The sequence below is a fragment of the Thermostichus sp. MS-CIW-34 genome (assembly GCF_054060435.1).
In genome coordinates this window covers 17,051-40,609 of record NZ_JBSSDE010000002.1, presented here as the reverse complement: position 1 = coordinate 40,609, position 23,559 = coordinate 17,051, and the positions used below count along the sequence as shown (strand labels likewise).

20 protein-coding genes and 1 tRNA gene are annotated in these 23,559 nt (G+C 58.0%); 10 read left to right on the top strand and 11 right to left on the bottom strand.

Annotated features, from left to right (window positions below; all coding sequences use genetic code 11):
• Positions 1–3: 3 nt before the first annotated feature.
• Together ACVWYY_RS01100 and ACVWYY_RS01095 are read right to left on the bottom strand one after the other, a co-directional pair.
• Positions 4–1,197: an RNA-guided endonuclease InsQ/TnpB family protein gene (locus tag ACVWYY_RS01100; protein WP_457439306.1), complete on the bottom strand. Its 1,194-nt coding sequence runs from the start codon at positions 1,195–1,197 to the stop codon at positions 4–6.
• Between the two features lie 88 nt (positions 1,198–1,285).
• On the bottom strand, positions 1,286–3,301 hold the full coding sequence (locus ACVWYY_RS01095) for a diguanylate cyclase domain-containing protein (RefSeq protein ID WP_457403346.1): 2,016 nt from the start codon (positions 3,299–3,301) through the stop codon (positions 1,286–1,288).
• A gap of 675 nt (positions 3,302–3,976) precedes the next feature.
• Here ACVWYY_RS01095 and ACVWYY_RS01090 point away from each other — a divergent pair.
• The 4 genes from ACVWYY_RS01090 to ACVWYY_RS01075 all read left to right on the top strand — a co-directional run bounded on the left by ACVWYY_RS01090 (position 3,977) and on the right by ACVWYY_RS01075 (position 8,000).
• Positions 3,977–4,336, top strand: coding sequence for a hypothetical protein (locus tag ACVWYY_RS01090; protein WP_011433745.1), 360 nt, complete (start codon positions 3,977–3,979; stop codon positions 4,334–4,336).
• 249 nt (positions 4,337–4,585) lie between these two features.
• Entirely contained in the window at positions 4,586–5,506 is a 921-nt protein-coding gene (locus ACVWYY_RS01085) for an L-lactate dehydrogenase (protein ID WP_011433746.1), read from the top strand.
• Between the two features lie 92 nt (positions 5,507–5,598).
• Entirely contained in the window at positions 5,599–6,318 is a 720-nt protein-coding gene (trmB, locus tag ACVWYY_RS01080; RefSeq protein ID WP_414343030.1) for a tRNA (guanosine(46)-N7)-methyltransferase TrmB, read from the top strand.
• A 98-nt stretch (positions 6,319–6,416) separates the two neighbouring features.
• Positions 6,417–8,000: a CPBP family intramembrane glutamic endopeptidase gene (locus ACVWYY_RS01075; protein ID WP_457439304.1), complete on the top strand. Its 1,584-nt coding sequence runs from the start codon at positions 6,417–6,419 to the stop codon at positions 7,998–8,000.
• 12 nt (positions 8,001–8,012) lie between these two features.
• On the opposite strand, the gene ACVWYY_RS01070 is transcribed toward ACVWYY_RS01075, so the two are convergent.
• The 3 genes from ACVWYY_RS01070 to ACVWYY_RS01060 all read right to left on the bottom strand — a co-directional run bounded on the left by ACVWYY_RS01070 (position 8,013) and on the right by ACVWYY_RS01060 (position 10,920).
• The gene (locus ACVWYY_RS01070; protein WP_457439302.1) at positions 8,013–9,074 is read right to left on the bottom strand and encodes a J domain-containing protein; all 1,062 of its coding nucleotides are present in this window, start codon (positions 9,072–9,074) and stop codon (positions 8,013–8,015) included.
• Positions 9,032–9,889, bottom strand: coding sequence for an ABC transporter substrate-binding protein (locus ACVWYY_RS01065; RefSeq protein ID WP_457439300.1), 858 nt, complete (start codon positions 9,887–9,889; stop codon positions 9,032–9,034). The genes ACVWYY_RS01070 and ACVWYY_RS01065 overlap by 43 nt, the downstream gene beginning before the upstream one ends.
• A 158-nt stretch (positions 9,890–10,047) precedes the next feature.
• Positions 10,048–10,920, bottom strand: a complete 873-nt coding sequence (locus ACVWYY_RS01060) for an inositol monophosphatase family protein (protein WP_414384140.1) — start codon at positions 10,918–10,920, stop codon at positions 10,048–10,050.
• A gap of 275 nt (positions 10,921–11,195) precedes the next feature.
• Between ACVWYY_RS01060 and ACVWYY_RS01055 the strand changes: the two genes are divergently transcribed.
• The 3 genes from ACVWYY_RS01055 (at position 11,196) to ACVWYY_RS01045 (ending at position 13,591) form a co-directional block, all read left to right on the top strand.
• Complete coding sequence (locus ACVWYY_RS01055; protein WP_457439298.1) at positions 11,196–11,753, top strand: FHA domain-containing protein; 558 nt, start codon at positions 11,196–11,198, stop codon at positions 11,751–11,753.
• Positions 11,754–11,825: 72 nt separating this feature from the next.
• Positions 11,826–11,897: transfer RNA gene (locus tag ACVWYY_RS01050), tRNA-Gln, on the top strand.
• 194 nt (positions 11,898–12,091) lie between these two features.
• Positions 12,092–13,591 carry a cobyric acid synthase gene (locus ACVWYY_RS01045; RefSeq protein ID WP_457439376.1) on the top strand — a complete coding sequence of 500 codons (1,500 nt, stop codon included), beginning with the start codon at positions 12,092–12,094 and terminating at the stop codon, positions 13,589–13,591.
• A gap of 14 nt (positions 13,592–13,605) precedes the next feature.
• Here the strand turns inward: ACVWYY_RS01045 and ACVWYY_RS01040 are convergent, their stop codons facing one another.
• Positions 13,606–14,811 carry an RNA-guided endonuclease InsQ/TnpB family protein gene (locus ACVWYY_RS01040; protein ID WP_457439296.1) on the bottom strand — a complete coding sequence of 402 codons (1,206 nt, stop codon included), beginning with the start codon at positions 14,809–14,811 and terminating at the stop codon, positions 13,606–13,608.
• A gap of 28 nt (positions 14,812–14,839) precedes the next feature.
• Complete coding sequence (locus tag ACVWYY_RS01035) at positions 14,840–16,237, bottom strand: (Fe-S)-binding protein (RefSeq protein WP_457403339.1); 1,398 nt, start codon at positions 16,235–16,237, stop codon at positions 14,840–14,842.
• 255 nt (positions 16,238–16,492) lie between these two features.
• Between ACVWYY_RS01035 and ACVWYY_RS01030 the strand changes: the two genes are divergently transcribed.
• A complete protein-coding gene (locus ACVWYY_RS01030) occupies positions 16,493–16,813 on the top strand; it encodes a hypothetical protein (protein ID WP_457403337.1) in 321 nt (106 codons plus the stop codon).
• A 10-nt stretch (positions 16,814–16,823) separates the two neighbouring features.
• Here ACVWYY_RS01030 and ACVWYY_RS01025 read toward each other — a convergent pair whose 3' ends face one another.
• The gene (locus ACVWYY_RS01025; RefSeq protein WP_457403336.1) at positions 16,824–18,710 is read right to left on the bottom strand and encodes an AMP-dependent synthetase/ligase; all 1,887 of its coding nucleotides are present in this window, start codon (positions 18,708–18,710) and stop codon (positions 16,824–16,826) included.
• A 516-nt stretch (positions 18,711–19,226) separates the two neighbouring features.
• On the opposite strand from ACVWYY_RS01025, the gene ACVWYY_RS01020 reads away from it, so the two are divergent.
• Positions 19,227–19,961, top strand: a complete 735-nt coding sequence (locus ACVWYY_RS01020) for a protein-L-isoaspartate(D-aspartate) O-methyltransferase (protein ID WP_457403335.1) — start codon at positions 19,227–19,229, stop codon at positions 19,959–19,961.
• On the opposite strand, the gene ACVWYY_RS01015 is transcribed toward ACVWYY_RS01020, so the two are convergent.
• The gene (locus tag ACVWYY_RS01015; protein ID WP_457403334.1) at positions 19,958–20,698 is read right to left on the bottom strand and encodes a glycerophosphodiester phosphodiesterase; all 741 of its coding nucleotides are present in this window, start codon (positions 20,696–20,698) and stop codon (positions 19,958–19,960) included. The two genes, ACVWYY_RS01020 and ACVWYY_RS01015, sit on opposite strands and share 4 nt — an antisense overlap.
• A 351-nt stretch (positions 20,699–21,049) precedes the next feature.
• Here ACVWYY_RS01015 and ACVWYY_RS01010 point away from each other — a divergent pair, with 351 nt between their 5' ends.
• Entirely contained in the window at positions 21,050–21,235 is a 186-nt protein-coding gene (locus ACVWYY_RS01010) for a hypothetical protein (protein WP_414344512.1), read from the top strand.
• A 4-nt stretch (positions 21,236–21,239) separates the two neighbouring features.
• Here ACVWYY_RS01010 and ACVWYY_RS01005 read toward each other — a convergent pair whose 3' ends face one another.
• Both ACVWYY_RS01005 and ACVWYY_RS01000 read right to left on the bottom strand, forming a co-directional pair.
• The gene (locus tag ACVWYY_RS01005) at positions 21,240–21,761 is read right to left on the bottom strand and encodes a peroxiredoxin (RefSeq protein WP_414344495.1); all 522 of its coding nucleotides are present in this window, start codon (positions 21,759–21,761) and stop codon (positions 21,240–21,242) included.
• A 179-nt stretch (positions 21,762–21,940) separates the two neighbouring features.
• On the bottom strand, positions 21,941–22,450 hold the full coding sequence (locus ACVWYY_RS01000) for an N-acetyltransferase family protein (RefSeq protein WP_457439294.1): 510 nt from the start codon (positions 22,448–22,450) through the stop codon (positions 21,941–21,943).
• Positions 22,451–23,559 lie beyond the last annotated feature (1,109 nt).

The following is a 23,559-nucleotide window of genomic DNA, read 5'->3' as shown; positions in this document are numbered from 1 at the left end:
AAACTACCCGACCCTGACTGCTTCGCAGTACAGGGCGGGCTTTCGGTAGCCCTGCAGTTGGCAAGCCAACCACGAACCTCTAGGCTGGTTTACAGCAGCCCCCAAAAGCGCAATCACATTCGCACCATTCAAATCCGCATCTCCTTCCCATCCACAGTGCCCACACTTGAACGACTTGCCACTGCGGTAGGACTTGCCCTGCTCAGGGTGGATGTGTAAGCACCGGTGACAGGTCTGCGACGTGTAAGCAGGCGGCACAAGAACCAGAGAAACCCCTGCAGCCCTCGCCTTGTATTCCAGAAATTGACGTAGTTGGTAGAACGCCCAACTGTTGGCCCTGCGCCGCTCGGCTTTGCTGCGCGGCTGTTGATTGACTCTTTTCCGGATCCCTGTCAGGTCTTCCAGGGCAATAGCGCTGTTTGTGGTCTTTGCCCTAGAGACAATAGCTTTGGAGATGCGATGATTGACCCACGCCTGAAAGCGCCTCTCCTTGCCAGACAGCCGTTGCAGCAGTTGACGGCATCTGCGCCGCGAACTGCGTGTGCCCTTACTGGCTTTGCGTTGGAGTGCCGCCCTCAATCGAGAGTAGTGGTCTCGGACTCGGTTCAACTGCTGTCCATTCCAGTTATCACCCTCTGACGTATGGGCAATATCTGTCCTTCCCAAGTCCACCCCCAGCACTCTACCCGTGCGTTGCGGTGGGGATGGCTCCGTTTCCACACAGATTTGAATAGAGTAGGAGCCGTCTTTACGCTTGACCAGAGTGGCAGATTTGGGATTGGAGCCCGCCAGCCGTTCTCTCTGGTAGCGGCCAATCGCCAGCTCAAAGCGCTCCCGACCCTCCACCGTGGTCAGCGACACCGTCCAGTCTTTCTCGCGGAACGAAAAGATACGAGCGTCGTAGGTAGCGAAGCCACCCTTGAACGCTTTGACGGGGCGGTTTTTCTGTTGGGCAACTTTACGGGCGCCGGCCAGCCGCCTGCAGACCTGCTGAGCCAAGTTACTGGACAAGCCAAACCGGGCTCGAATCTCGTAGTAGCAAAGGGATTGCAGCTTGACCGCGTTGACGATCTTCTCCGGCGTGTTCTGGTTGACCCAATTCAAGGCTTGGCCAAAAGCCTCCAAAGTCGCGTCCAATTTGGCGGCTTGCGACTGGGACGCCTTGAGCTTGCAGGATACGGTCAGGACTTGGGTCATGGTTCTATCATAACTTCCGCATTCCTCCCGACACTGACCCTACGGGTACAGTGCGGGGCTCCTGCGATTTCTAGCTGACCCAACCAGCTTACAGGATAGTGTTGCGGACTGCTGCCGGGATCCCTGAAACTGGCCGATAGAGTCGAAAGCCGCTGCGGCCATTTTCCTTGACCTGGTAGAGGGCCAAGTCGGCATGGTGCAAAAGGGTGGACACTTCTACGCCGTCTTGGGGGTAGAGGGCGACGCCAATGCTGCAGGTCACGGAAAGGGAATGGCCCTCGCAGGAGAAGGGAGTTTGAAAGGCATCGACAATCCGCTGAGCCAGACGCGCTGCCACTGTGGGGCTGCCAATTCGGGGCAGCAGCAGGGTAAACTCATCCCCTCCCCAGCGGGCGACGATATCTCCAGGGCGAACGCACTTGGTTAACCGTTCAGCTACCCCCTGCAACAGGGCATCGCCGACACCGTGGCCGAAGGTATCGTTGATGTCTTTGAAGTGATCCAAATCCACAAAGAAGAGGGCCAGAGATTCACTGTAGTATTGCTGCAGGGCCTGCTGCAGCCGCTCCCGAAAGGATTCGCGGTTCACCAAACCTGTCAGGGCATCATGATGAGCGCGAAACTCCATGTAGGCTAAGCTCTGCTTTTGGGCGGTGATGTCTTCGCAGATGCCTTCATAGCCGAGGATGTTTCCGGCTTTATCTTTAACCAAACGGGCCTTTTCTCGGACCCAGATGATCGAGCCATCCCGCCGCCGCAGCCGGTACTCAAAGCCGCGTACGGATCCCTGCTCCTGCAATAGCCGCACAAATTCCTCCCACTGGCTGGGATCCACATAGAGCTGCCGCTTGCCCGCCTCTTTCGCTTCGCGCATCAATTCTTCGGGGGAGCTGTAGCCGCAGATCTGGGCCAGCATCGGGTTGGCGGAGAGATACCGACCTGCCGCATCGGTGAAAAAAATGCCCTCTACCGCATTCTCGAAAAAATTGCGATAGCGCTCCTCAGCCTGGCGCAGCTCCTCTTCCACTTGCCGGCGCTCCGAGATCTCGAGGGCCAGAGACACCAAATCCGCCAGGGATCCGGCGAAGTTTTGCTCTTCTAAGGTCCAGTGGCGAGGGGAGCCAATGTGCTCGTGGCAGAGAACTCCCACCATCCGTCCTTCCAGTCGAATGGGGGCATCCAGCATCGAGACCACTCCCATTGCTGTCAGGTAGGAATTGCCGAACTCGGCGGTGCGGGGATCCGCCACCACTTGGTCGGCAGCAATGGTGCGCTCTTGCTCCAGGGCTTGAAAATAACGGGGATAGTCTTTGGCCCAGATCTCCGCCCCTTGAGTATGGGATCCCTCGGGGTTGTCTGGGGTGATCTCGAATTGATTGATGCAGCGAATGCTGGAGCGCTCCGACGTGTAGAGCCAGACCCCCACCCGTGCCACCCCCAGGGTATGGGCGGCTGTAGTACAAATCTGTTGCAGAGCAGCTTGTAAGTCTCCTTGGCTGAGGGCTTTGTGCCGGGTGAGCTCCATCAGAGCCCGGTTGTGCTCCAACAGTTGCTTTTGGCTGCGCTGTAGCTGCCACTCCACTTGCTTGCGTGCTGTGATGTCCTGACAGGAGCCGACAATTCGGCTGATTGGCTTGTTCTCCTCAACTACTGGAGAAAGGGTAACGATTAGAACACGGGTCGACTCTGGGTCGGGAGCGGCAGAGGCCGTTAGGCTCAGCTCAAAGCTCACTTGCCGGCCATGGCTGAGGCAGTGTTCGGTGTGCAGTTGAATCTGCGCAGCCAGAGAAGGCGGTAGACAACTCTGGAGCTCTTCTCCCTCGATAGGTCGAGAGGAGAGAAAAAACATCCTGCAAAAAGCCGGGTTACCCACCAAAAACCGACAGCGCGGTTGAGGTGAGCCTCTTTCTGGCTCCGGGGGCAGACACTCAAGGACAAACAACCCATCGCTGACGCTCTCGAACATGGTGCGCAGCACAGCCCGTCCCCGAGCCTGTACCGGGCGCCCACGGTACATGACCTGGGGATTCCACAGATCGGCCCGCGTCAGCGCATCATAAACGCTGCCAGCCTGGTCTGGCCCAGCAGTCCCCCTTTCAACCATAGGCTAGGAACACCCAGTAGACGCTCGGGCAACGGGGAGGGCAAGCCGAAAAAAACAGCTATGAATTCACGCTGTCTCTGCCATTCTACGGTCATCCTATGGAATTGTTGGGGGAGTTTGTGTGTCTCTCGATACAAAAGATCCCCGGGCTGGCACGGGCTTTTGGGTGCTCCGGAGGGGATATTCTTTGAAGCAACTCTTGAGGTTAATTAAAAGAATTATTAAAAAGCCTGTCCTGCCGACGTGAAGGGCTATGCGTCGCCGTTTTCAAGGTTAAACCGCTTCTGGCTCCCGAACTTGTTCTACCCGTACATCGACACGCTTGGGAAGGAACCAGGCCCCTATTAGTTAGAACTGCTCTCATTAGAAAGAACCTCAGCTAGCCCTGGAAAAGGGATCCCTGCCAGACCCAGGATGGCTAATTCCGCGGGCGTGGGATCCCCGATGCATCCAAGGCAAGAGAGGAAGACTGATGGATACAACTCCACCACTCAACCGAGTAACAGCATAGCTCTATTGAGATTAGCTTTCAATAGCGTGCCGGCAAAGTAGGGATCCTCTTTGATAAAGACTTGCATTAAGCTTGAGGAGTCTGGTAGAGTGCTTACCCAAGTAGCAATTGCTAAAGATTTGCAGTTAAGTCTTCTCAGGAGAACAAGCTGCGGAGTGGCAAGCATGGCATGGCAACAGGTTCAGGCGGGGGTGTGGTGTAGGCAGTTGGGGCAATTGGCGCCTCAGTGGTGGTTGGGCTGGAGTCTGGAGCAGGGCTTTCGGCTCTACCGCAAAGAAGTTTCCTCTGCTCTGCCTTCTCTCTCTGCTTTGAGGATTCGCTACCAAGAGCGAGATGGCTGGCTGGACGTGTTTCTGGGAGAAGCGGAGCAATGTAACCGACGACGGCGCAGCCTTTTGGATCCGGCAGCGCGGGTAGCCTTGCACTACATGCCGGAAGATTTAGCTCAGATTCAGTCCCTAAAGTGTCCTCACGAGCGCATTCCTCCGCAGCTTTGGCAGCGGCTAACCCAGCAGCCGGGTTGAGGACTGTTGAAGGTTAGAGGGCTATTTATTGTTTTTATTGTTTCAGATGGATCCAGTCCGCTGCGGCAACCGATCCTGCCTCTTCTCGCCTTTCCAGTTCTTCTGGAGAGCGGTAGCCTGTTTTTTTCTTCCTCTAGGCAGGCTTAAGCTGGAGAACGAAGAGTAGCGGCTGCAGCCATGACTGTTTCTAAGCACCAACCCAAGCAGCGCTCCCAGCAGCAGGTCGAGGGGCTGACTTCTCGCCGCCTTTTGAAGGGATCCATCATCGGCGCCGGCCAGGTAGGCATGGCCTGTGCCTACTCGATGGTAATCCAGAACACTCTGGATGAGCTGGTCCTTCACGACATCGACCGCAACAAGCTGGAAGGGGAAGTGATGGATCTGGTGCACGGGATCCCCTTTGTGGAGCCGACGCGGATACGGGCAGGGGAACTGGCTGATTGCGCCGGGTCAGATGTAGTGATTTTAACGGCAGGGGCCAAGCAGCGCCCTGGAGAAACCCGCTTGGATTTGGTGCAGCGCAACGTCGAGATCTTCAAAGGCTTGATCCCGGCCTTGATGGCGCATTGCCCTGACACACTCCTTTTGGTGGTGAGCAATCCCGTTGACATCATGACTTACGTTTCCCTGAAGTTGTCGGGGTTGCCGGCAGGGCAGGTGATCGGGTCGGGGACGGTTTTGGACACAGCCCGCTTTCGCTATCTTTTGGCGGAGCGCCTGGGGGTGGATCCGCGTAGCCTGCACGCCTACATCATCGGCGAACATGGAGATAGCGAGGTGGCCGTTTGGAGCAAGGTGAACATCGCCGGCACCCCGATTGGGGAACTCTCACCGGACTGGGATCCCGCCTATTTGGGGGATATCTTCGAGCAGGTGCGCAACGCTGCCTACGAGATCATCCGTCGCAAAGGGGCCACCAGCTACGCCATCGGGTTAGGGGTGACGCAAATTGTCCAAGCCCTGCTGCGGGATCAACACCGCGTTTTAACCGTGAGCAGCCTCACCCAAGGGGAGTACGATCTGCCAGAGGTCTGTCTCAGCTTGCCCAGAGTGGTCGGGCGGCAGGGGGTGGAACGCACGCTGGCCATGTCCCTCACCGAGAGCGAGCGCAAGCAGCTGCACCGCTCGGCCCAGATCTTGCGGCAAGTCATCGACAGCATCCGGTGGTAGCCTAGATCTCCTGGACTTTTGTCGCTCCCCTCCAAGCTGGGGGATCCCTTGGTCAGTGGGCGAGGGCCGCAGCTGGCGGCAGGAGGTGGTCTATGGAAGCAGAGGTGCAACAGGGGCAGCAATCGCCTGAGGGCCAACTGGAGAAGCGCCCCCCTTCTCCGCCTTGGGCCGGGATCCCCTTACAGAGGGGCCTCGGTCACCGGGTACGGCAGCACGTCAATCCCCTGCAGGCGCAGTATCAGCAGCCCACCCCCCCACCCCACTGGGAGCGGGTATACCGACGGCTGGGGCAGCCCTTTCATCTGGATATCGGCACAGGGAGCGGACGATTTCTGCTGCGCCTCGCTCAGGAGCAGCCCGACTGGAACTTCCTGGGGGTAGAGATTCGGCAGGCGCTGGTGGAACGGGCCAATGCCTGGCGGGACGAGCTGGGGCTGGATAACGTCCATTTTCTGTTTGCCAACATCAATGTCTCTTTGCGGCATCTGTTTGCGCCGGGGGATCTCAGCCGCGTAACCATCCTATTTCCGGATCCCTGGTTCAAAAAGCGCCATCACAAACGGCGGATCGTCCAGCCCCAACTGGTGGCAGATCTGGCTCTGCTGCTGCGACCGGGCAGCCCCGTCTTCCTGCAATCGGATATCCAAGAGGTGGCCGAAGAAATGGCAGCTCGATTTTTAGAGCATCCGCAGTTTTGGGATCCCCACCAGGGGCCTTTGGACTCCAATCCCCTCGGCATCCCCACGGAGCGGGAGTGGCACTGCCTACAACTGGGCCTGCCCATCTATCGCTATTGGCTGGAGCGACGGTGACAACAGGACAAATCCGTAATGCAGTAATAACAACTCCATTCCGCCAAGACAATACAGAAGATAGGATATAACCCGCTTGAGTTGGATCCGTCGCCGCAATGTCTCACTCTGAAACCACGGCCTCTGCCGACCCCTCCTCTGCTTGGTTTTCTGTTCGCCGTGGGATCCTCAACCTGCTGAGCCTATTGGCCATTGTGATTGTCGGGCTTTCTCTTTCCAGCAGTTGGTTTCAGCCGCCGCCCCAAACGCAGTTGGATTTGTTGCAAACCGATCTCGCCCTGCAAGCTTCCCGCACCCTCGATGATCCCCGCTATCAGGATCTGGCACGGGCACTTTTGGGTCAGGATGTGTTCAAGGTGGCCCAAAATCGCTATCAGCAGACCGCCGATAACTACACCGAACGCCTGAAACGTTTGAAACGGCTGACCCGGTCAACTCCTGCTGGCGAATCTGAGGCGGCCAGCCCAGAACTGGCCCAATCTCCAGAGGTGGATCCCGCCCTTTTGGCCTCCATGCAAGATTTGCAGACGGAGCTGGATGCGCTTTGGCTGCGCCTGGGCTTGCTCTATGCCTACCAAGAAGATCTGGAGGCCGCTCAGCAGCAATGGCAGCAGATCATCGACCTGGAACGTCCCGTGGAGCTGGAATCGAGCCAAAAGGGGGCAGCGCGGGTTTTGCAAGGGCTGTGGGGAACACCGCGGCGCATCTTGCCAGAGGCGGAGGTGCAGATTCGCAATCATCTGGATGGTTGGTTTGAGGCGGTGGCTCTGCAACAGCTTTACCGACTGCAGCAGCGCAGCGATAGCCTAAATGCCCTCAACCAACAGCAGGAAAAATTGGCCTTGGCGGCTCTATTTCGACTGGCGGTGGTGGGCGGGATCCCCGTGCTGGGGGCACTGCTGGGGTTGATGCTCTTGTTGGGCTGGCTGGGCTGGAGCCTTTGGCGCAAACGTCCGCTCCTGGGCCCTGCTTGGGAAGTGCCTTGGCCGGGGATCGGGGCGCAAGCGGTGTTGACCGGCTGGTTTTTGGGGTTTATCGCCCTCAACGCTTTGGTGCCTCGACTTTACATCATCATCCTCGGCCTGGGGGCACGGCAGCTCAGCCCTTGGCAGCAGGCGGTAGCCCTGTTTCTCACCTACAACTCCGGCGCTTTGCTGGGGGCAGGGTTATTGTACCGTCTCTTGCACTCCTACCCCGGCTGGCAGAGGGTGCTGCAGGTGCGGTTGTGGGGTCCTTGGCTGCTGTGGGGCTTGTGTGGCTACTGGGTGGCCTTGCCTTTGGTGGTGCTGGCAGCGGCACTCTCGCAATTGCTGCTACCGCAGGCGGGGGGTGGGAATCCCATTTTGCCCCTGCTGCTGGATAGCCATGGTTGGGGGGCGCGGTTGGTGTTTTTGGCCGTGGTGTCTGTCTGTGCCCCTGTTTTTGAGGAGGTGCTGTTCCGGGGCTTTTGGCTGCCCACCCTAAGCCGCCACCTGCCTATGGGGGCCGCCATTGTGCTCAGCGCCTTTACCTTTGCCCTTGCCCACCTCAACCTCTCTGATCTGCTGCCTCTGACCATGCTGGGGGTGGTGCTGGGGGTGGTGTACAGCCACAGCCGCAACCTGCTGGCTCCCATCCTGCTGCACAGCCTCTGGAATACGGGATCCCTGGTGACGCTGCTGGTGCTAGGGGGTGCGCGTTAAGGGGGGCTCTGCCTACTTTTTCCTGCCGAAGAGGCGGCTAAAGAACCCGCCGTTGTCTTCTTTGCGGGGAGGCGGCACCACTTTCTGAGCCTGTGACGTTTGACGGCTGGCCACTCGCGTTGGCGGGACGGAGTCCTTGGGGACGGGAATGGGCTGTTGAGTGGTGACCTGCTGCAGCCAGCGGCGCACCTCGGCCATCAACTCGGCGTTGGCAGGTTCTAGGCGACTGGCTTGCATAAAGTCTGCTTTGGCCATGCCAGCATTCCCCTGCTTCAGGTGAGCAATGCCCCGGTGCAGGTAGTAGCGGGCCACGTTGGGCTCAGCGCTGATGGCGAAGTTCAGATATTGCACCGCATCCCGGTATTGCTTGCGCTCGATCATGTCCAAGGCTTGGATAAAGCGGGTTTCCCCAGGGCTGAACTTGGGGGCAGGCGGTGGGGTGGGAACAGGCTGAACAGGGGGACGGGTGGGCGGAGCAACGACGGGGGAGGCTGGGATCCCACCCACAGTGGTACGGCTGGGGGAAGGGGTTGGGATCCCGGTCGCGGTAGTGGTTCTAGAGGCAGGGGCTAGGCTCCCCTGGTAGCCGGCCTTGAGCAACAAATAGGCCAGGTTCAGCTCGCTCAATTCCTCGGTTTTCTCGAGCAGGGTTTCCATGGAGCTGTATTGTTCTTTGGCCAGCTTCTCCACCCGTCTGACATACTCTTCCTGCCAATGGGGGTGCTCGGCCAAGCCCTTGACGGCTTCCCCAGAGGGCCAAAGATCCGGGGGGGGCGTCTCCAAAAGGCGTTTGATCCGCATTTTGAGCACCGTTTCATATTCCCCTCGCTCCCGCTCTTTGGTCAGCACTTCGTTGGCCGGGTTGACCAGCTTGGCAAAGAGGATGTTGGCGCGCTCTGCACCTTCGGGATCCCCCACAAACCGATCCGGGTGGAGGGCCTTGGCCGCCTGCAGGTAGCCGCGCCGGATCCCCTTGGAGTCGGCGGTAAGGGGCACGCCTAAGATGGCGAAATGGTCAGTCTCGTAGCGGGCTAGCCCTCGGTTGAGGCGGGGGACATTAGAGTTGGATCCCATAGTTGCCACTTCTCTAAAATCTGCTGCAAGGTTCCGTTTTCGATCAGGCTGGAAATCGCCCCATCCACAGCTTCCTTCAGGGAAGGATGCTGAGAGGATACTACTCCCACCAGAGGCATGGGGAACAAGGGCGGCCCCACCAGGCGCAGCCGGGATCCGGCTTGGCGCAGGTTTAGGGCGGCAACAGGCTGATCAACCAGCACGGCATCCAACTGGCCGGCTTGTAGCTGAGCAAACAAGCGCTCAGGGTTGCTGGTGGCAAAGAGACGAATGGCGTTGCCCCTCCTCTCGTTATACGCCTCCAGTAGGGCTGCCCCCGTACTGTTAACTACAATGCCCACTTTGCGGCCAAATAATTGCGACAGTGTCTCGATGGCCGGTTCCTCTGGCCCAGAGGTGGGGAAGGGATCCCGTACCACCAAGCGCTGCGGGCTGAGATAGTAGGGCCGGGTGGCCAGAAACTGCTCCGGATCCAAGCCCAAAGCTTCCCGCGCTCCCCAGATCAAGTCCACCTCATCCGCTTGCAAGGCCGCCAACTGCTCGCTCCAGGCCACGTAGATGGGATCCACCTGCACCTGAAGGATTTGGGCCAACGCCTCCAGGATATCCCACTCGAAGCCGGCGTAGGTTTGTCGCTCCAAGTCGGTGTAGAGATAAGCCGGCCCCAAACTGGGATCCAAGCCAACTCGAATGCGCCCCCGGGCCTGGATCTCGGCCCAACGGGAATCGAGGGGCTGTGCCTGCTCGGTGGAGGCGACTTTCCCTTGTGCCGGCTGAGGGTAACCGGGGCCAGCAGTGGCAACCCCAAGGGCCATCGCTCCCAAGAGGAGAGCCAGGCCGAACTGTGCCGCCCAGTAGCAATGTCGCTGTTTTCCGGGGAGTCCGCTAACCCATCTCCTATCTACCCTGCCCAACATAGGGTTCTTGGAATCTTCTTGATTATTCCTCGATTATTCGTCAGCTACTTCTGTCTTCAATTCAACTCAACTGGGGAGCTTTCCCGGTTCTGATAGGCTGGGCGTGGATCCCGCCGCATGGGAAAGGAGACCGGCAAAGGCTGTACTTGGGCCAATTCTTCTTGCAGAGCAGCGTGTAACCAGCCATTGCTGGCCAACAGTCGGCCACTGTAAACGTCCACCGGGCTGCCATCATAAGCGGTCACCTTGCCGCCTGCCTCCCGCACCAGGACGATCCCTGCGGCAATGTCCCAAGGGGAGAGGCCCCGCTCCCAATAGCCATCCAACTGGCCGGTGGCCACATAGGCCAAATCCAGAGCTGCAGATCCGCCCCGCCGCACTCCTTGGGTGAGATGGGTAAAGTGGCAAAACTCGGCGTAGTTGTTGTCGGGGGTTTCGCGACGATCGTAGGCAAAGCCGGTAACCAGCAGGCTCCGAGACAATTCAGCCGTTGTGGAGACTCGAATGGGTTGACGGTTGCGGGTGGCCCCCATCCCTTGGACGGCGCGAAACAGATCCCCGCGAAAAACATCACAAACAACCCCCAAAACCGGCTCCCGCCCCTGCAGCAAACCAATGGAGACGGCAGCGAAAGGGTAACCGTGGGCAAAGTTGGTGGTGCCATCTAGGGGATCGATCATCCAAGCGTAGGCACCCTCCGGGGATCCCTGCTGGCCTGATTCCTCGGTCAAGATGACATCTTCGGGGAAGTGCCGCCTCAAGATTTTCAAGATGAGATCCTCAGAAGCGCGATCCGCCGCCGTCACCAAGTCGCCCGGACGTTTCTCCTCAATGGCAAGGGTGCCCCCCACATAACTGCGCAGCAAAGCTCCTGCCTCCAGGGCAGCTTCTGTGGCCACATCCAACCGACGCAGCAGGGCCTCCGTCACACCCTCACCTCAAGGTTAAAAACCTGCTACTCAGAATAGCCCGCGAAGGCTGAGGCTCCCAAGGGATTCCTGAAAACCAAAATGGGCCCAACCTGAGCCCAAGCCCAGTTTCCGGGGAAAGGGGGTATCTCCAAGGCTGCCTATGGTGTATAGTACAGTACACTGGGGCTTGTGGGTTTTCCGGCAGCCCGCCAAGACCAGAGTTCCTTTGAAAGCAGTAGGGTTTTGGGGAACTATAGATAAGACTTTGAATTTGGAAAGCCAAGCTGCTGTAAATGGCGTTGAGCGTTGAGGGGGGAAGGCCGTTGTCACATAGCTACGACGATTTCTTTGCCTCCACCACGGCGGTTGGTGGGAAAAGTCCTCTTCTCAGCCAGGGCTTTGATCTGCCGGCGGATTTGTTCGATCGAGTCCCTGAGCAGCCGGTATCCCATCCGGAGTTCACCCTGTCCATCTGCCATCCTGTCCGGCCCTGCAGCTACATCCTGCGGGAGAGTATCTACACGGTTGGACGGGATCCCTCCAACGCCATCCAGATCGTCAATCGGTTTGTCTCGCGTCACCACGCTTACCTGGTGCGGGTGCCCACCAAGTCCAACCGGACAGGGTTTACCTATTGCCTGATCGACGGCAACCGCAAGGGCCAGTCCAGTACCAATGGGGTGTTTGTCAACGGCACGCGGGTGGCTACTCACTACCTGAGGAGCGGAGATGTCATCTATTTCGGGCCAGAGATCCGCGCCTATTTCTTCGAGGTGGCCCGCATTCTCCCTGTGAACCCCTTTGACATCGGCCCTGGCCTTGGCGAAGAGCTTCAGCTTCCCCACGCATAGGAGCTCACTGCAACTGTTGACAGACCCGAAGCTGCATCGCTAGATTAATTAAGCTGGTTAAGCAATGTGAATTGGGGCATCGCCAAGCGGTAAGGCAGCGGGTTTTGGTCCCGCCATTCGGTGGTTCGAATCCATCTGCCCCAGCTTAAAATCCAACCGAGAGCACAAAGGCGCAAGCCCCTGGGATCCCGTGCAGACCTGGGGTTTCGGCTCTTGGCATCAGCAGGGCGGTTAACTAGGGGATTGCAGAGTCGCTTTTGCCAACGGAGGCCCTGGCTTGGCAGGACTGGCCGCGGGGAGAATGGCAACAACCAGAAACCAAGGGCGAGGGATCCGGGGTGAGCTGTTCAGGTCGATCCTTGATGGTGGTGGGAACTTCTTCCCATGTGGGCAAAACCCTTTTGGTGACAGCCCTTTGTCGCATTCTCAAGAAAGCGGGAAAAAGGGTTGCCCCTTTCAAAGCTCAGAACATGTCCCTCAACGCCTATGTCACCCCAGACGGCAAAGAGATCGCCTACGCGCAGGCTCTGCAAGCTTGGGCTGCCGGGATCCCCCCTGCGGTGGAGATGAACCCAATCCTTCTGAAGCCCCAGGGCAACCTGACTTCCCAGATCGTCTTGAACGGAGTGGCGGTGGGCACCTACCGCGCCGGAGAGTATTATGAGCGCTGGTTTGCGCCGGCCTGGCAAGCGGTTAAAGAAGCCCTTGCTCGCCTACAACAGCAGTACGACTGGATCCTTTGCGAGGGGGCAGGCAGTCCGGCAGAGGTGAACCTCAAACATCGGGACTTGGCAAATATGCGGGTTGCCTTGCATTTGGGATCCCCCACTTGGCTGGTGGCAGACATCGACCGAGGTGGGGCGCTGGCCCATGTGGTGGGCACGCTCCAACTGCTGGAACCCGAAGAACGGGCCCTGATCCGGGGCATTGTCATCAACAAGTTTCGGGGCTCGCGGGAACTGTTGCAGCCCGGCCTGGATTGGCTGGAAAACTACACCGGGATCCCAGTTGTCGGGGTCTTGCCTTGGGTGGACTGGGTTCTGCCCCAAGAGGATTCGATGGGAATTGCAGCCAACCCCCTGCTTTGGGAAGATCGCCGCGACCGAGCCGGTGGCCAAGCCCTGAGGGAAGGGCGCCTGGAGATTGCTGTGGTGCGTTTGCCCCAGGTGGCCAATTTCTCGGATTTTGACCCCTTGTTGGCGGAGCCCACCGTCCATCTGCGCTGGGTTCACCCCGGCCAAAGTTTGGGATCCCCGGATGTGGTCATCCTGCCCGGCAGCAAAACCACCCTCAACGATCTGTTCGCGTTGCAAAAGACCGGCTTGGCCGAGCAACTGCGCCAATACTCTGGCCATATCGTCGGCATTTGCGGCGGACTGCAAATGTTGGGAGAAACCATCGCCGATCCCGAAGGCTGGGAGGGGATCGCCGGCACCTACTCGGGGTTGGGCTTTCTCCCTTTGACCACCGTTTTACAGCCCACCAAGGTCACCCAGCAGGTACAGACCCAAAGCCGATGGCCTGCCCTGGCCCCCATCCAGGGGTACGAAATTCATCAGGGATCCACCCAGGCGGATCCCTCTGGCTGCCTGCCGCTGTTCGACCGGGAGAACCTGGGCTGGCGGGATCCCACGGGTCGGATTTGGGGCAGCTATCTGCATGGCCTGTTTGACAACCACCTGTGGCGGCGACAATGGCTGAACTGGCTGCGCCGACAAAAAGGCTGGGATCCCTTGCCGGAGCTGGAGGGCCACTATGCTCAGCAGCGGGAGCAATTGCTGGAGCGCCTGGCCGATCTGTGGCAGCCTCACCTGGACTTGGGCCTGTTGATGGAATAGCCGCTCCGAAAGACTTATGCAACGCTGAACAAAACAGAACTTTGCCCAGCATCGCTGCTTTCTTCCTGCTTCAGCGACCCATGACTGGCGGCAGAGTTCACCTCCACCGCCCCGCCAGAGGGATCTCCACAGGCGTTACTTCCCCGCGAGCTGCAGGTAGTTAGATACCACTGGGCTAGGTTGATGGCTGCATTCAAGTCGCGGTCTAGCTCCAGACCACAACACGGGCAGCGAAATACCCGCTCGCTGAGTGGCATCTTCTGTTTGTGGCCACACCCTGAACACAGTTGGCTGGACGGATAAAACCTATCCGCCACCACCACCTGACAGCCGTAGAGTTGGGCCTTGTACTCTAGCTGTCGCCGAAACTCGTAGAACCCACAGTCTGACAGCGCTCCTGCCAACTTGCGGTTCTTAAGCAGGTTCTTCACCTGCAAGCCCTCAATCACCACCACCCGATACTTCTTGGCCAGGTAAGTCGTTAGCTTGTGCAGATTGTCTTGCCGAATGTCTGCCACCCGCTTGTGGGCCCTGCCTAACTGCACCACCGCCTTCTTACGGTTAGCGGATCCCTTCTGCTTGCGACTCAGCCGCCGTTGCAGTTTGGTCAGACGCCTCCTCGCCTTACGGTAGGGCTTTGGATTCTCGAATACTTCCCCGTCGGAGCAGGTGGCCAAGTGATGGATCCCTAAGTCCACTCCCACAACTTCCCCGGTCTTCTCCACTTGAGGCGCTGGAGCTTCATATTTGAAGGAGATATGCCAATGTCCAGCGCGAAGACTAATGACCACGTTCTTGGGTGTGGTCGCCGGAAGCAACTCTGCACAGCGCAGCCAACCGAAGATAGGCACCTTGATGCGGTCGCCAGAAATGCGGATGCTGCCTTCTAGGTAAAAGCTGTCTCGCACTCCCTTACGCTTGAAGCGGGGGAACTTCCCCAACCCACCCCGCCAGCGCTTAAAGGCTTGCTCCAAGTTGCGTAATGCCTGCTGAGGAGCGCATTTGGAGACCTGGTAGTACCAGGGGTTTTCCTTCTTAACCTCGGCTACCAGGCGCTTGTGCAGGTCAATGGCGGTGGGGAGTTTCTGCCGGTTCTCCAGGGCTTGCCGACAGATGGCCAGGCCCCAGTTGTAGGCGTGACGGGCTACCCCAGCGTGCTGAGCGGCTAGGGTCTTCTGCCGGTTATTCAGCTCTAAGCGGGTGCGGAATCCAAGCAGCATTCAGATAGCTGCGGCCAACATGCTTAGTTTAATGGCTATTTCGGTTCCGCAAAGTAACCAATTGTTCAGCAGATCGGGGACTAGAGGCAGCCCCTGTAGCTTGTTCGCGAAAGCGTCGCGCAGCGGTAAGGGAGCGATCCAACAATTCCATCGGGTGATAGATGGGGATCCCGGCTTTGCCCTGTAGGCGCAGATGTTTCTGGATTTGTAGGCGGCAGCCGATATTGGCAGAGACAATCCCCTGAGCACCGGTGTTAAGCAAGTTCTTTACCTTCTGGGATCCCAGCTCATCCGCCACCTGGGGTTGCAACAGGTTGTAGACGCCGGAGCTACCACAGCAGAGGGCCGCATCGACGGGATCCCGCAGCTCCAGCCCCGGGATTTGCCGCAACAGGTGTCGAGGTTCCTGGCTGAGCCGCTGCCCATGCAGCATGTGACAGGCATCCTGGTAGACCAGCACCAGGGGTTCCGGCTGTAGCGGATGTAGGGGAGCCGTTAACCCCACCTGAGCGAGAAACTCCTGAATGTCCTTGACCTGGGCGGCAAATCGGGCTGCCTTCTCTTTGTAGTCGGGATCCCTGGCCAACAGGTGGCCATACTCCTTCAGGGTATGCCCGCAGCCAGAAGCGTTGATCAGAATGGCATCCAACTCGTAATCGGCAAAGGCATCGATCATCTGGCGGGCCAGGGTTTCCGCCTGCTGCAGTTGCCCTTGATGGTGGGGCAAGGCCGCACAACAGCCCTGGACAGGCGGGATCACCACCTCACAGCCGTTGTGGGTCAAGACGCGAATGCTGGCCTCATTCACCTGCGGGGCAAACAGGCGCTGCACGCAGCCCAAAATGAGTCCCACCCGAAAACGGCGTTCTCCCACCGCCGGGATCCGCTCAGGGTAACGCTTGGGCAGCAGTTGCTCCACCTCCAGGGGGGGCATCAGGGATTCCATGGCCGCCAAACGCGGGGAGACCTTTTCCAGACCCTTTCGGATCCAAGCGCCGATCCCCATTTTTTGGTACAGCCAGAGAGGCCACAGCAGCGGTTGCAGCCGCTCCGGGTAAGGAAACACCGAGAAGATGAACTGGCGGTAAAGCCGATCCCAAAGGCTACGTGGGTAGTTGCGTTCGATTTGCGGGCGGGTGGCGGCAATTAAGCGGTCATATTGCACCCCCGATGGACAGGCCGTAACACAGGCCAAACAGCCCAAACAACTGTCGAAGTGGGAAACCGTAGCCGCAGAAAGGGCGATCTGCCCCTGGTTGAGGGCATCCATCTGATAGATCCGCCCCCGCGGCGAGTCCGTCTCTTTGCCGATTACACGGTAGCTGGGGCAGGTGGTCAGGCAAAACCCGCAATGCACGCAGGCATCGATCAGCTTGGGATCCGGGGGATCCACGCCGTCAAAACTTGGCCCTTTGTATACGTTCATCGGCCTCTAGCTCTCAGCACAAAAGCCTGCTGTACAGACTCAATCTTGCCTTTTGGCTTGTTTTGGGGTTTTGGAGGTGCCCCCGTTTCCTGCATCTTAATCCGGGAACAAAGCGGCTGAGGCGTTCTATCCAGATCCAGACGCTCCTTTCGTCCGTACTACCCTGAAGAAGGGACTCCCCGGACGGATTCCCTCTCAATCGATCCCTCGTTAACCCTCTTCGAGTTGTCTGTGCTCTGCACAGCACGGAGTGCTATGAAAGTGCAACACCTCTTCACCTCAGCTCTTGTGGGCGCAGCCCTCTCCAGTTTGAGCCTGCCCACCGCCGCTCTGGCCCAAGCCAACCTGCGGGAACTCCCTCCAGACCTGGCAGAACAGCTAACCACAGAGCAAATTTTGCAAGCCTGCGCCAACAACCAAGCAGATACTTTGCCCAGCCCTTTCCCGGATGTGGTGCCAAGCGATTGGGCCTACAAGGCGGTGCTCACCCTCTACTACTGTGGAGCCTGCCGAGGGGCCATTCCACCGGAGCAATTCCGGCGCTACTTGGAGCAACAACGGGGATCCCAAACCTAGAAGGCTGGCCCTACTTCAAAGATCGGTACATTTCCTCAATAAGGTGAGCGTAGCGCTCCGCCACGGGGTTGCGCTTAATTTTCAGCGTCTGGGTCATGAGGCCATTTTCCACACTCAGGGGCTCTGGCAAGAAGCGAAAGTCAGCAACTTGCTCGTCGGGCCGATAGCCAGGGCGCTCTTGGATGCGGCGGCGTACTTCTTGCAAGATGAAGCGGCGCACCTGCGGGTGAACGAGCAGCTCGGTCTCGCCAGTAGGGATCCCTTGCTCAGCAGCCCAGGCCTTGAGGGCGTCGAGGTTGGGGTAGATGAGGGCAGCCAATTTTTTTTGGTCTTGCCCGACGATCACAATCTGGCTGATGTAGGGAGATTGCAGGCAGGCATCTTCCAGTGGCTGTGGCTCAATGTTCTCGCCGTTGCGCAAGACAATGACATCCTTGGCCCTGCCGGTGATCACCAGTTGGCCGTCGGGAGTGAGCCAGCCTAGGTCCCCGGTTTCAAACCAGCCATCAGAGCTGAGAACTTTAGCGGTGGCTTCTGGATTGTTGTAGTAGCCCATCATCACCTGCGGGCCACGGGCCAGGATCAACCCTTTTTCTTGTGGCGGCAGCGGCTGTCGAGTTTCAGGATCCACAATGCGAAACTCCGTCCCCGGCAGAGGGGGGCCAGCCGTACCGCGCACATTGTTGTCTGGACGCCGCGCGCACAACACCGGCGAAGTTTCGGTGAGGCCGTAGCCATTCAAGATGGAAATGCCCACCACCTCGTAGAACAGATCCAAGTAGGCAGGCAGGGATCCACCGCCGCTGATGGCATGTTGAAAATTGGGGCCCAACGCCCGTCGTACCTTGCGGTAGATCAGCACATCGGCCAATCGGTGCAGGGGCCAGAGCAGCCAATGTTGCAGGCGAGCCTGCAGGCGCACCCAGGGGCTGACTCCGTAATGCAAAATCGACTGATTGCGAGCTATCCGTCCAGAGAGCACGTGGCTCTCGCTCACGGCCATCAGAGCGCGGATCAGCCGCTGCATCAGGGGGCTTTTCTCTTTGAATTGCCGTTGGATCCCTTCATAAACGGTTTCCCAAATCCGGGGCACTGCCACCAAAAAATGGGGGTGCTCCTGTTGGAAATCTTGTTTGATAAAGCGAGGGCTGGTATAGACCAACATGCAGGCGCGGCTGAGGAGAAAATACTCGCAAGCCCGCTCATAGGAGTGCCAAGTGGGCAGAATGGTCAACACCTTATTCCCCGGTTGTGGCTGTACGACCACGCCCAAGTTCTCCACCTGGTGCATCAGGTTGCCGTGGCTGAGCATCACCCCCTTGGGCCGACCGGAGGTGCCGGAGGTGTAGATGATGGTGGCCAGTTGGGATCGCTCCAGCTTTGGGGGTTGGTAGGTGTGTTCCCGACCCTTTTGCAGCCATTGGGAAAAGTTCAGCACCCCTGCTTCCTGCTCATCGGAAAGCAACAGCAGCCGTTCCAGGCCCAGCTCCTGCACATCCGGCCGGATCCGCCTCAGGGTCTTCAGATCCTGAGCAATCAGGGCCGTGCTACCGGAGTGGCGCAAGATGTAGCCCAGCTCACTGGGATCCGCCACAGCGCTGCGGGGCACATTCACAGCTCCCGTGAACATCGTGGCCAGATCGGCCATCAGCCAGCGGGGGGAGTTATCGGCAAAAATGGCCACCCGATCCCTCGGGCAAATGCCCAAAGCCTGCAGGCCAGCCGCCAGGGTTTGAATGCGGCGAAACAGCTCTCCATAAGACATCTCGAAAACTGGCTGCGCGTGGGGATCCCGTAGGGCAACCTGACCGGCAAACTCTTCCGCCAGCACTTGCCAAACGTTCAGCAGCGTCGTCTCAGGGGCAGTGGGAGTAGCAGAAGCGGCAGCAGTTGTCATAGATCTGTACCGTAAATTACGTTTACAGTCTATTAAACCCAGCCTCTCTCCCCAGGTGTCGCTAGGACAGTTCCCAGCCTGTCACCCCATTCACCATCTTCCCCTTGCGGGGAAAAGGTAGGGATCAACACTATAAAATCTTGATCTTGCGCTGGCAGAACCAGGGTGGTGATTGCTCGCCCCGGCAGATTGCGCACAAAACTTTACAATTTTGATCAAACCGGATCCCATATCTCCCATGGGGATCCCGGCTGTAAGCTTCATGTAAACTACCCGACACCGACCGCTAGGCGGTACGAAGCGGGCTTTTAGTAGCCCTGCAGTTAGTAAACTAACCACGGACCTCTGGGGTGGTTTACGGCACCCCCAATCGACCGTTACCAGTGCCCTAAACAGCTGTTTCTGGTGTCCGCAGTACCATTATAGCATTCCTCCCGACACTGACCCTACGGGTACCGTGCGGGGCTCCTGCGATTTCTAGCTGAGCAGCTCATCGTTTCTGGAGGTTGTGTATCGGTGATCAACCCATTCTCATCCTTCCGGTGGAGACATTCTTCTCGCTCTCCAGCTGGGATCCCAGAAGTTGAACCTCAGCCCCCAGACGCTTCCGATCCTTTTGCTTCCCAACGGGAGCAGATGGTCAAGAAACAGCTCATCAAACGAGGGATCCGAGATCCACGGGTACTGGAAGCCATGGGAAAAGTGCCGCGTCACCTTTTTGTCCCCTCTGATCTGCGGGATCGGGCCTACAGGGATTGCCCTCTGCCCATCGGCTATGGCCAGACCATTTCTCAGCCCTATATTGTTGCTTTTATGACAGAAGCTGCTCGCCTCACGCCTGAATCGGTGGTGTTGGAAATCGGCACCGGCTCCGGCTATCAGGCGGCTGTTTTGGCAGAGCTGGCCCGGCAAGTGTATAGCCTGGAGCGTCTGTCCCCATTGGCTGCTCAAGCTCAACAAACCCTCGCTGCCCTGGGCTATCGCAACGTGGAAGTGCGTCAGGGGGATGGCTACCAAGGTTGGCCAGAGCATGCTCCCTACGATGCCATCGTGGTGACGGCAGCGCCCCCAACTGTGCCCATGGTGCTGCTGGATCAACTGGCGGTGGGGGGCACCTTGGTGGTGCCGGTGGGAGAAAGCCCTTCGGACTCCGGTGCCCAGGGATCCCAGTCCTTGCTGATCCTCTGCAAAACAGCCCAAGGATGGGTTCAAAAAGGGGCTTTTCCGGTGCAGTTTGTGCCCATGGTCTAGGGTTTTGCCCCCTCTACTCCTGCCAAACGGTGGGCGCGAATTTGCAAAGCCAATTGGGGACGGTCGGTAATCAACCCTTGAACAACGGGATTTTGTCCTACTGAGCCGGCAAATGGCTGCAAGCACAACTTCATCACTTCAGGATCGTTCACCGTCCAAACGTACAGAGGGATCCCGGCCTGTTCAGCTTCAGCCAAGAACTGCAAGTTCACCCAACTGTAGTGGGGGGCCAGAAAATCCGCTCCCAACTCCCGGCAACGGGTAAGTAAAGATCCCTTGGCTTGCTCCTCAGCCTTTGCCTCGATCAACAGGCCAACCTTGGGTTGCGGGGACAAAAGCGTTTTAACCCGCTGCACCACCTGAGGCAAAAAAGAGGTGATCACAAATTCTTCGGGGGTCAAAATATCGCTAACGAGGGCAAGGACTTGTTCCTCATAGCCTGCTTCTTTGAGTTCGATATCGAGGGTGATCTTGCCCTTGATATGTGACAGGGTCTCTTCAAGAGTGGGAATCGTGGGTTTGCGGGCCCGAATCTCGGCCCAAGTTAATGCGGCCAAAGGCTGTCCATCCAAATCGGCATCGTGAACAACCAGTGGGATCCCATCTCGGCTACAGCGCACATCCAGCTCAATTTGCTCGGCCCCCACTTCAACAGCAGCAGCAAAAGCGGCCAACGTGTTTTCCTCGGCGTGGGTGTGCTCCCCACGGTGGGCGACAATCTGGGTGTAGGGGAGCATGTCAGCACCTGTAAACTACCCGACACCAACCGCTAGGCGGTACGGAGCGGGCTTTTAGTAGCCCTGCAGTTAGCAAGCCAACCACGAGCCTCTGGGGTGGTTTACTGCACCCCCAATCGACCGTTACCAGTGCCCTAAACAACCGTTTCTGGTGTCCGCAGTATTATTATAGCATTCCTCCCGACACCGAACCTACGGGTACAGTGCGGGGCTCCTGCAATTTCTAGCTGAAGCGGGGTTGAGTGCCAGGTTGCGCAGCTCTATTATGATTGGCTCTCGGTGGTTCAGAAAGGGATCCCGGCGACTGGGAGGAAACGATAAGCTAAGGGAGTGGATTGGGTCTCTGAAGTCATGGACGCCGCCGAAATTGCCGCCTTGAAAGAGCGCATCAAGCTGATCCGCGAACGCCGGCCAGCAGTAGCCAAGCTGCTGGAAAAGCCAGACTTGGGCAGCTTGCGCGTGGATGTCAACCAAGCGCTGGAGGAGATCGACGAGTTGCTCTACGAGTTCGAGCAGACTTTTGGCCCGGAAAGCTAGAGGGCTAGCTACCGACAAGCCGTTGCAACTGGGCCAGAACCTCAGCACTGTGGCGGCTGGGGTTCACGATTGGGTCGATTTCTCGCAAAATCCCCTCCGGGTCGATCAAGAACGTATTGCGCAGGGCAACATCGCCCATCCAGGAGCCGTAAGCTCGACTGACCGTGCCGTCGGGATCCGACAGCAAAGGAAACTGTAGCCCTTCTGCCGAGCAAAAGCGCCTGTGAGAGTCCACCGAGTCAGCGCTCACGCCCACAACCTGTGCCCCCATGGCCCGGAACTTGGGCAAATCTTGCTGAAAGCGGCGGGCCTCAATCGTACAGCCGGAAGTGAAGTCGCGGGGGTAAAAATACAACACCACCCACTCCCCCCGAAAATCCGCCAGCCGCCGTATTTGCCCGGCTTGATCTGGCAATGCGAACTCCGGTGCCGGAGAACCTATTGGCGGGAGAGGGGTAGTCCCCCACTGGGCCCAGGCAGGCTGAGCCATCCCAAAGCCCACAAGCAGGCCCACAACCAATCCCATGAAAACCCTGCCCAATTCCCTCACTGCCCCTCCGAGACCTCTCTAGAACCCATCTCTAGTTTACATAACTTTATATGAGTCCAGGAACTCGCCTCACTGCGCAGAAGCAAGCCAGCGGGGTGGGAAGCATCTCCACTCTGCCAGCTCAATGTTGCCGCTTTGCCAATTCCTTTGCCAATTCAAGGTAACCACTTGCAGAGCAAAAGCTGCGGAGGGATCCCCAACCATCGCCAGAGTTGAGAGGTGCGTTCGATGGGGGTATAGCGCAGTTGAGCGTACAGTTGCCGCGCGGGGAGATTGTCTTCCAACACGTGCAGATGCAAACAGCGGTAGCCCCACCCTTTCGCCACCCCTTCAGCACTGAGCAAAAGCAGACGAGCAATTCCTCGCCGCCGCCAGCCGGGCAGCACCGCCAAGTTGGAGAGGTAGGGATACTTCCCGTGGGCTGTGACCCGCAAAGAGATCTCGGCAGTGCCCACCACTTCGGATCCCACCGCAGCCGCCAGACAGCAATAGTAGGGATCCCTTGCGGCCAGCCTGAGGCGCAACTCTTCGCGAATGCCCAGCTTGCGAATTGGGTGGATCCAGCGTTGCAGGCCTGAGGGCGGATAAAAAACCTGCGCCAGAACTTCGGCCAAGGGATCCAGATCGCCCGGTGTAGCCGGGTAAACCACAGGGGAAGGCAACACAGGTTGAGACGGGGCAACCGCAGGCATCCCCCTTATTTTCCCAAACAACTTGCAAACAACAAAACAATAAGTGGTGACCCCCACGGGGAGCCACCACTGAACCGGTAGGACTTGGCCACAGGGAGGAAAACCACCCCTGCCGACGCGGACTAACCGCATCCAAGATTCATCAAAACTTATTCTGTAAAACTTATTCTGTTGTCTTAACCTGTAGCTGATTCAACCGCTCCCACTACTGGGCTCGACAAATTAGTCGGCAAACAAACGAACTCAATTTTTGGGCCAGCGCCAGTGGCCGCTCCGACACCAGAATCCGACTCTGAGGTTTACGATGAGATCTCCAGATCGCTAAAATGGCAGGCTGAGCCGTTGATGCGATAGATATCATCCGTGATAGGCTGGTAACCCACTTCCACCAGATCGGACTTGGCAGGAGCAAATATGCGGATAATTGCTCTAGCAATCTTTGAGAGAAAGGTAAACATAGCAACCTCCTGAAAGTGAGAGTGAAACTATGAACTGAGAGAACCTCGAATTGCTAAAGCCCGCAGTCCTTGTCCCACTGAGCGCTGGTTCCGACTCGCAGAGCTTGCAGGTTGAGAGCACCTGAACCTGATCACCGATTTTCCCACCCTGACTCGCTCATGAATGGAGACTCAAAATAGCCGGCTGAGCTTGTTGATCTGGCAAAACCACTTTTATTTGAGGATTATTTGAGGAACACCTAGAGCGCTCTCTCACTTTCCCAGTGGCTTGTGCAGCAAGCCCAACTGCTATCTGCCTAACTCCCTTGTTCTGCTTTGAGGAAAACCTGTCGTAGGTACCAGGTGCTCTGCTGAGCGAGACAACCACTTCTCAGGAGAGTCTGCCGAAGCAACGGATCGGAAGCTTGGATCAGAGCGTTGACCGACAGAGAACTTTGGAGAGAATTTTGGATTTGAGTCAGTCGAGAAGCGGTGCCTCGCATTTGAGATGGGGATGAGATATTATCCTCCTCGCCTGAATCACTACATTCATAATCTAACCTATAGCCGATCTCTCCACCAAGGGCGGCAACCATTCTTAACAGGCTGGATCATTCCTTTAACTTGGTCTTTTCATCTCTTTTT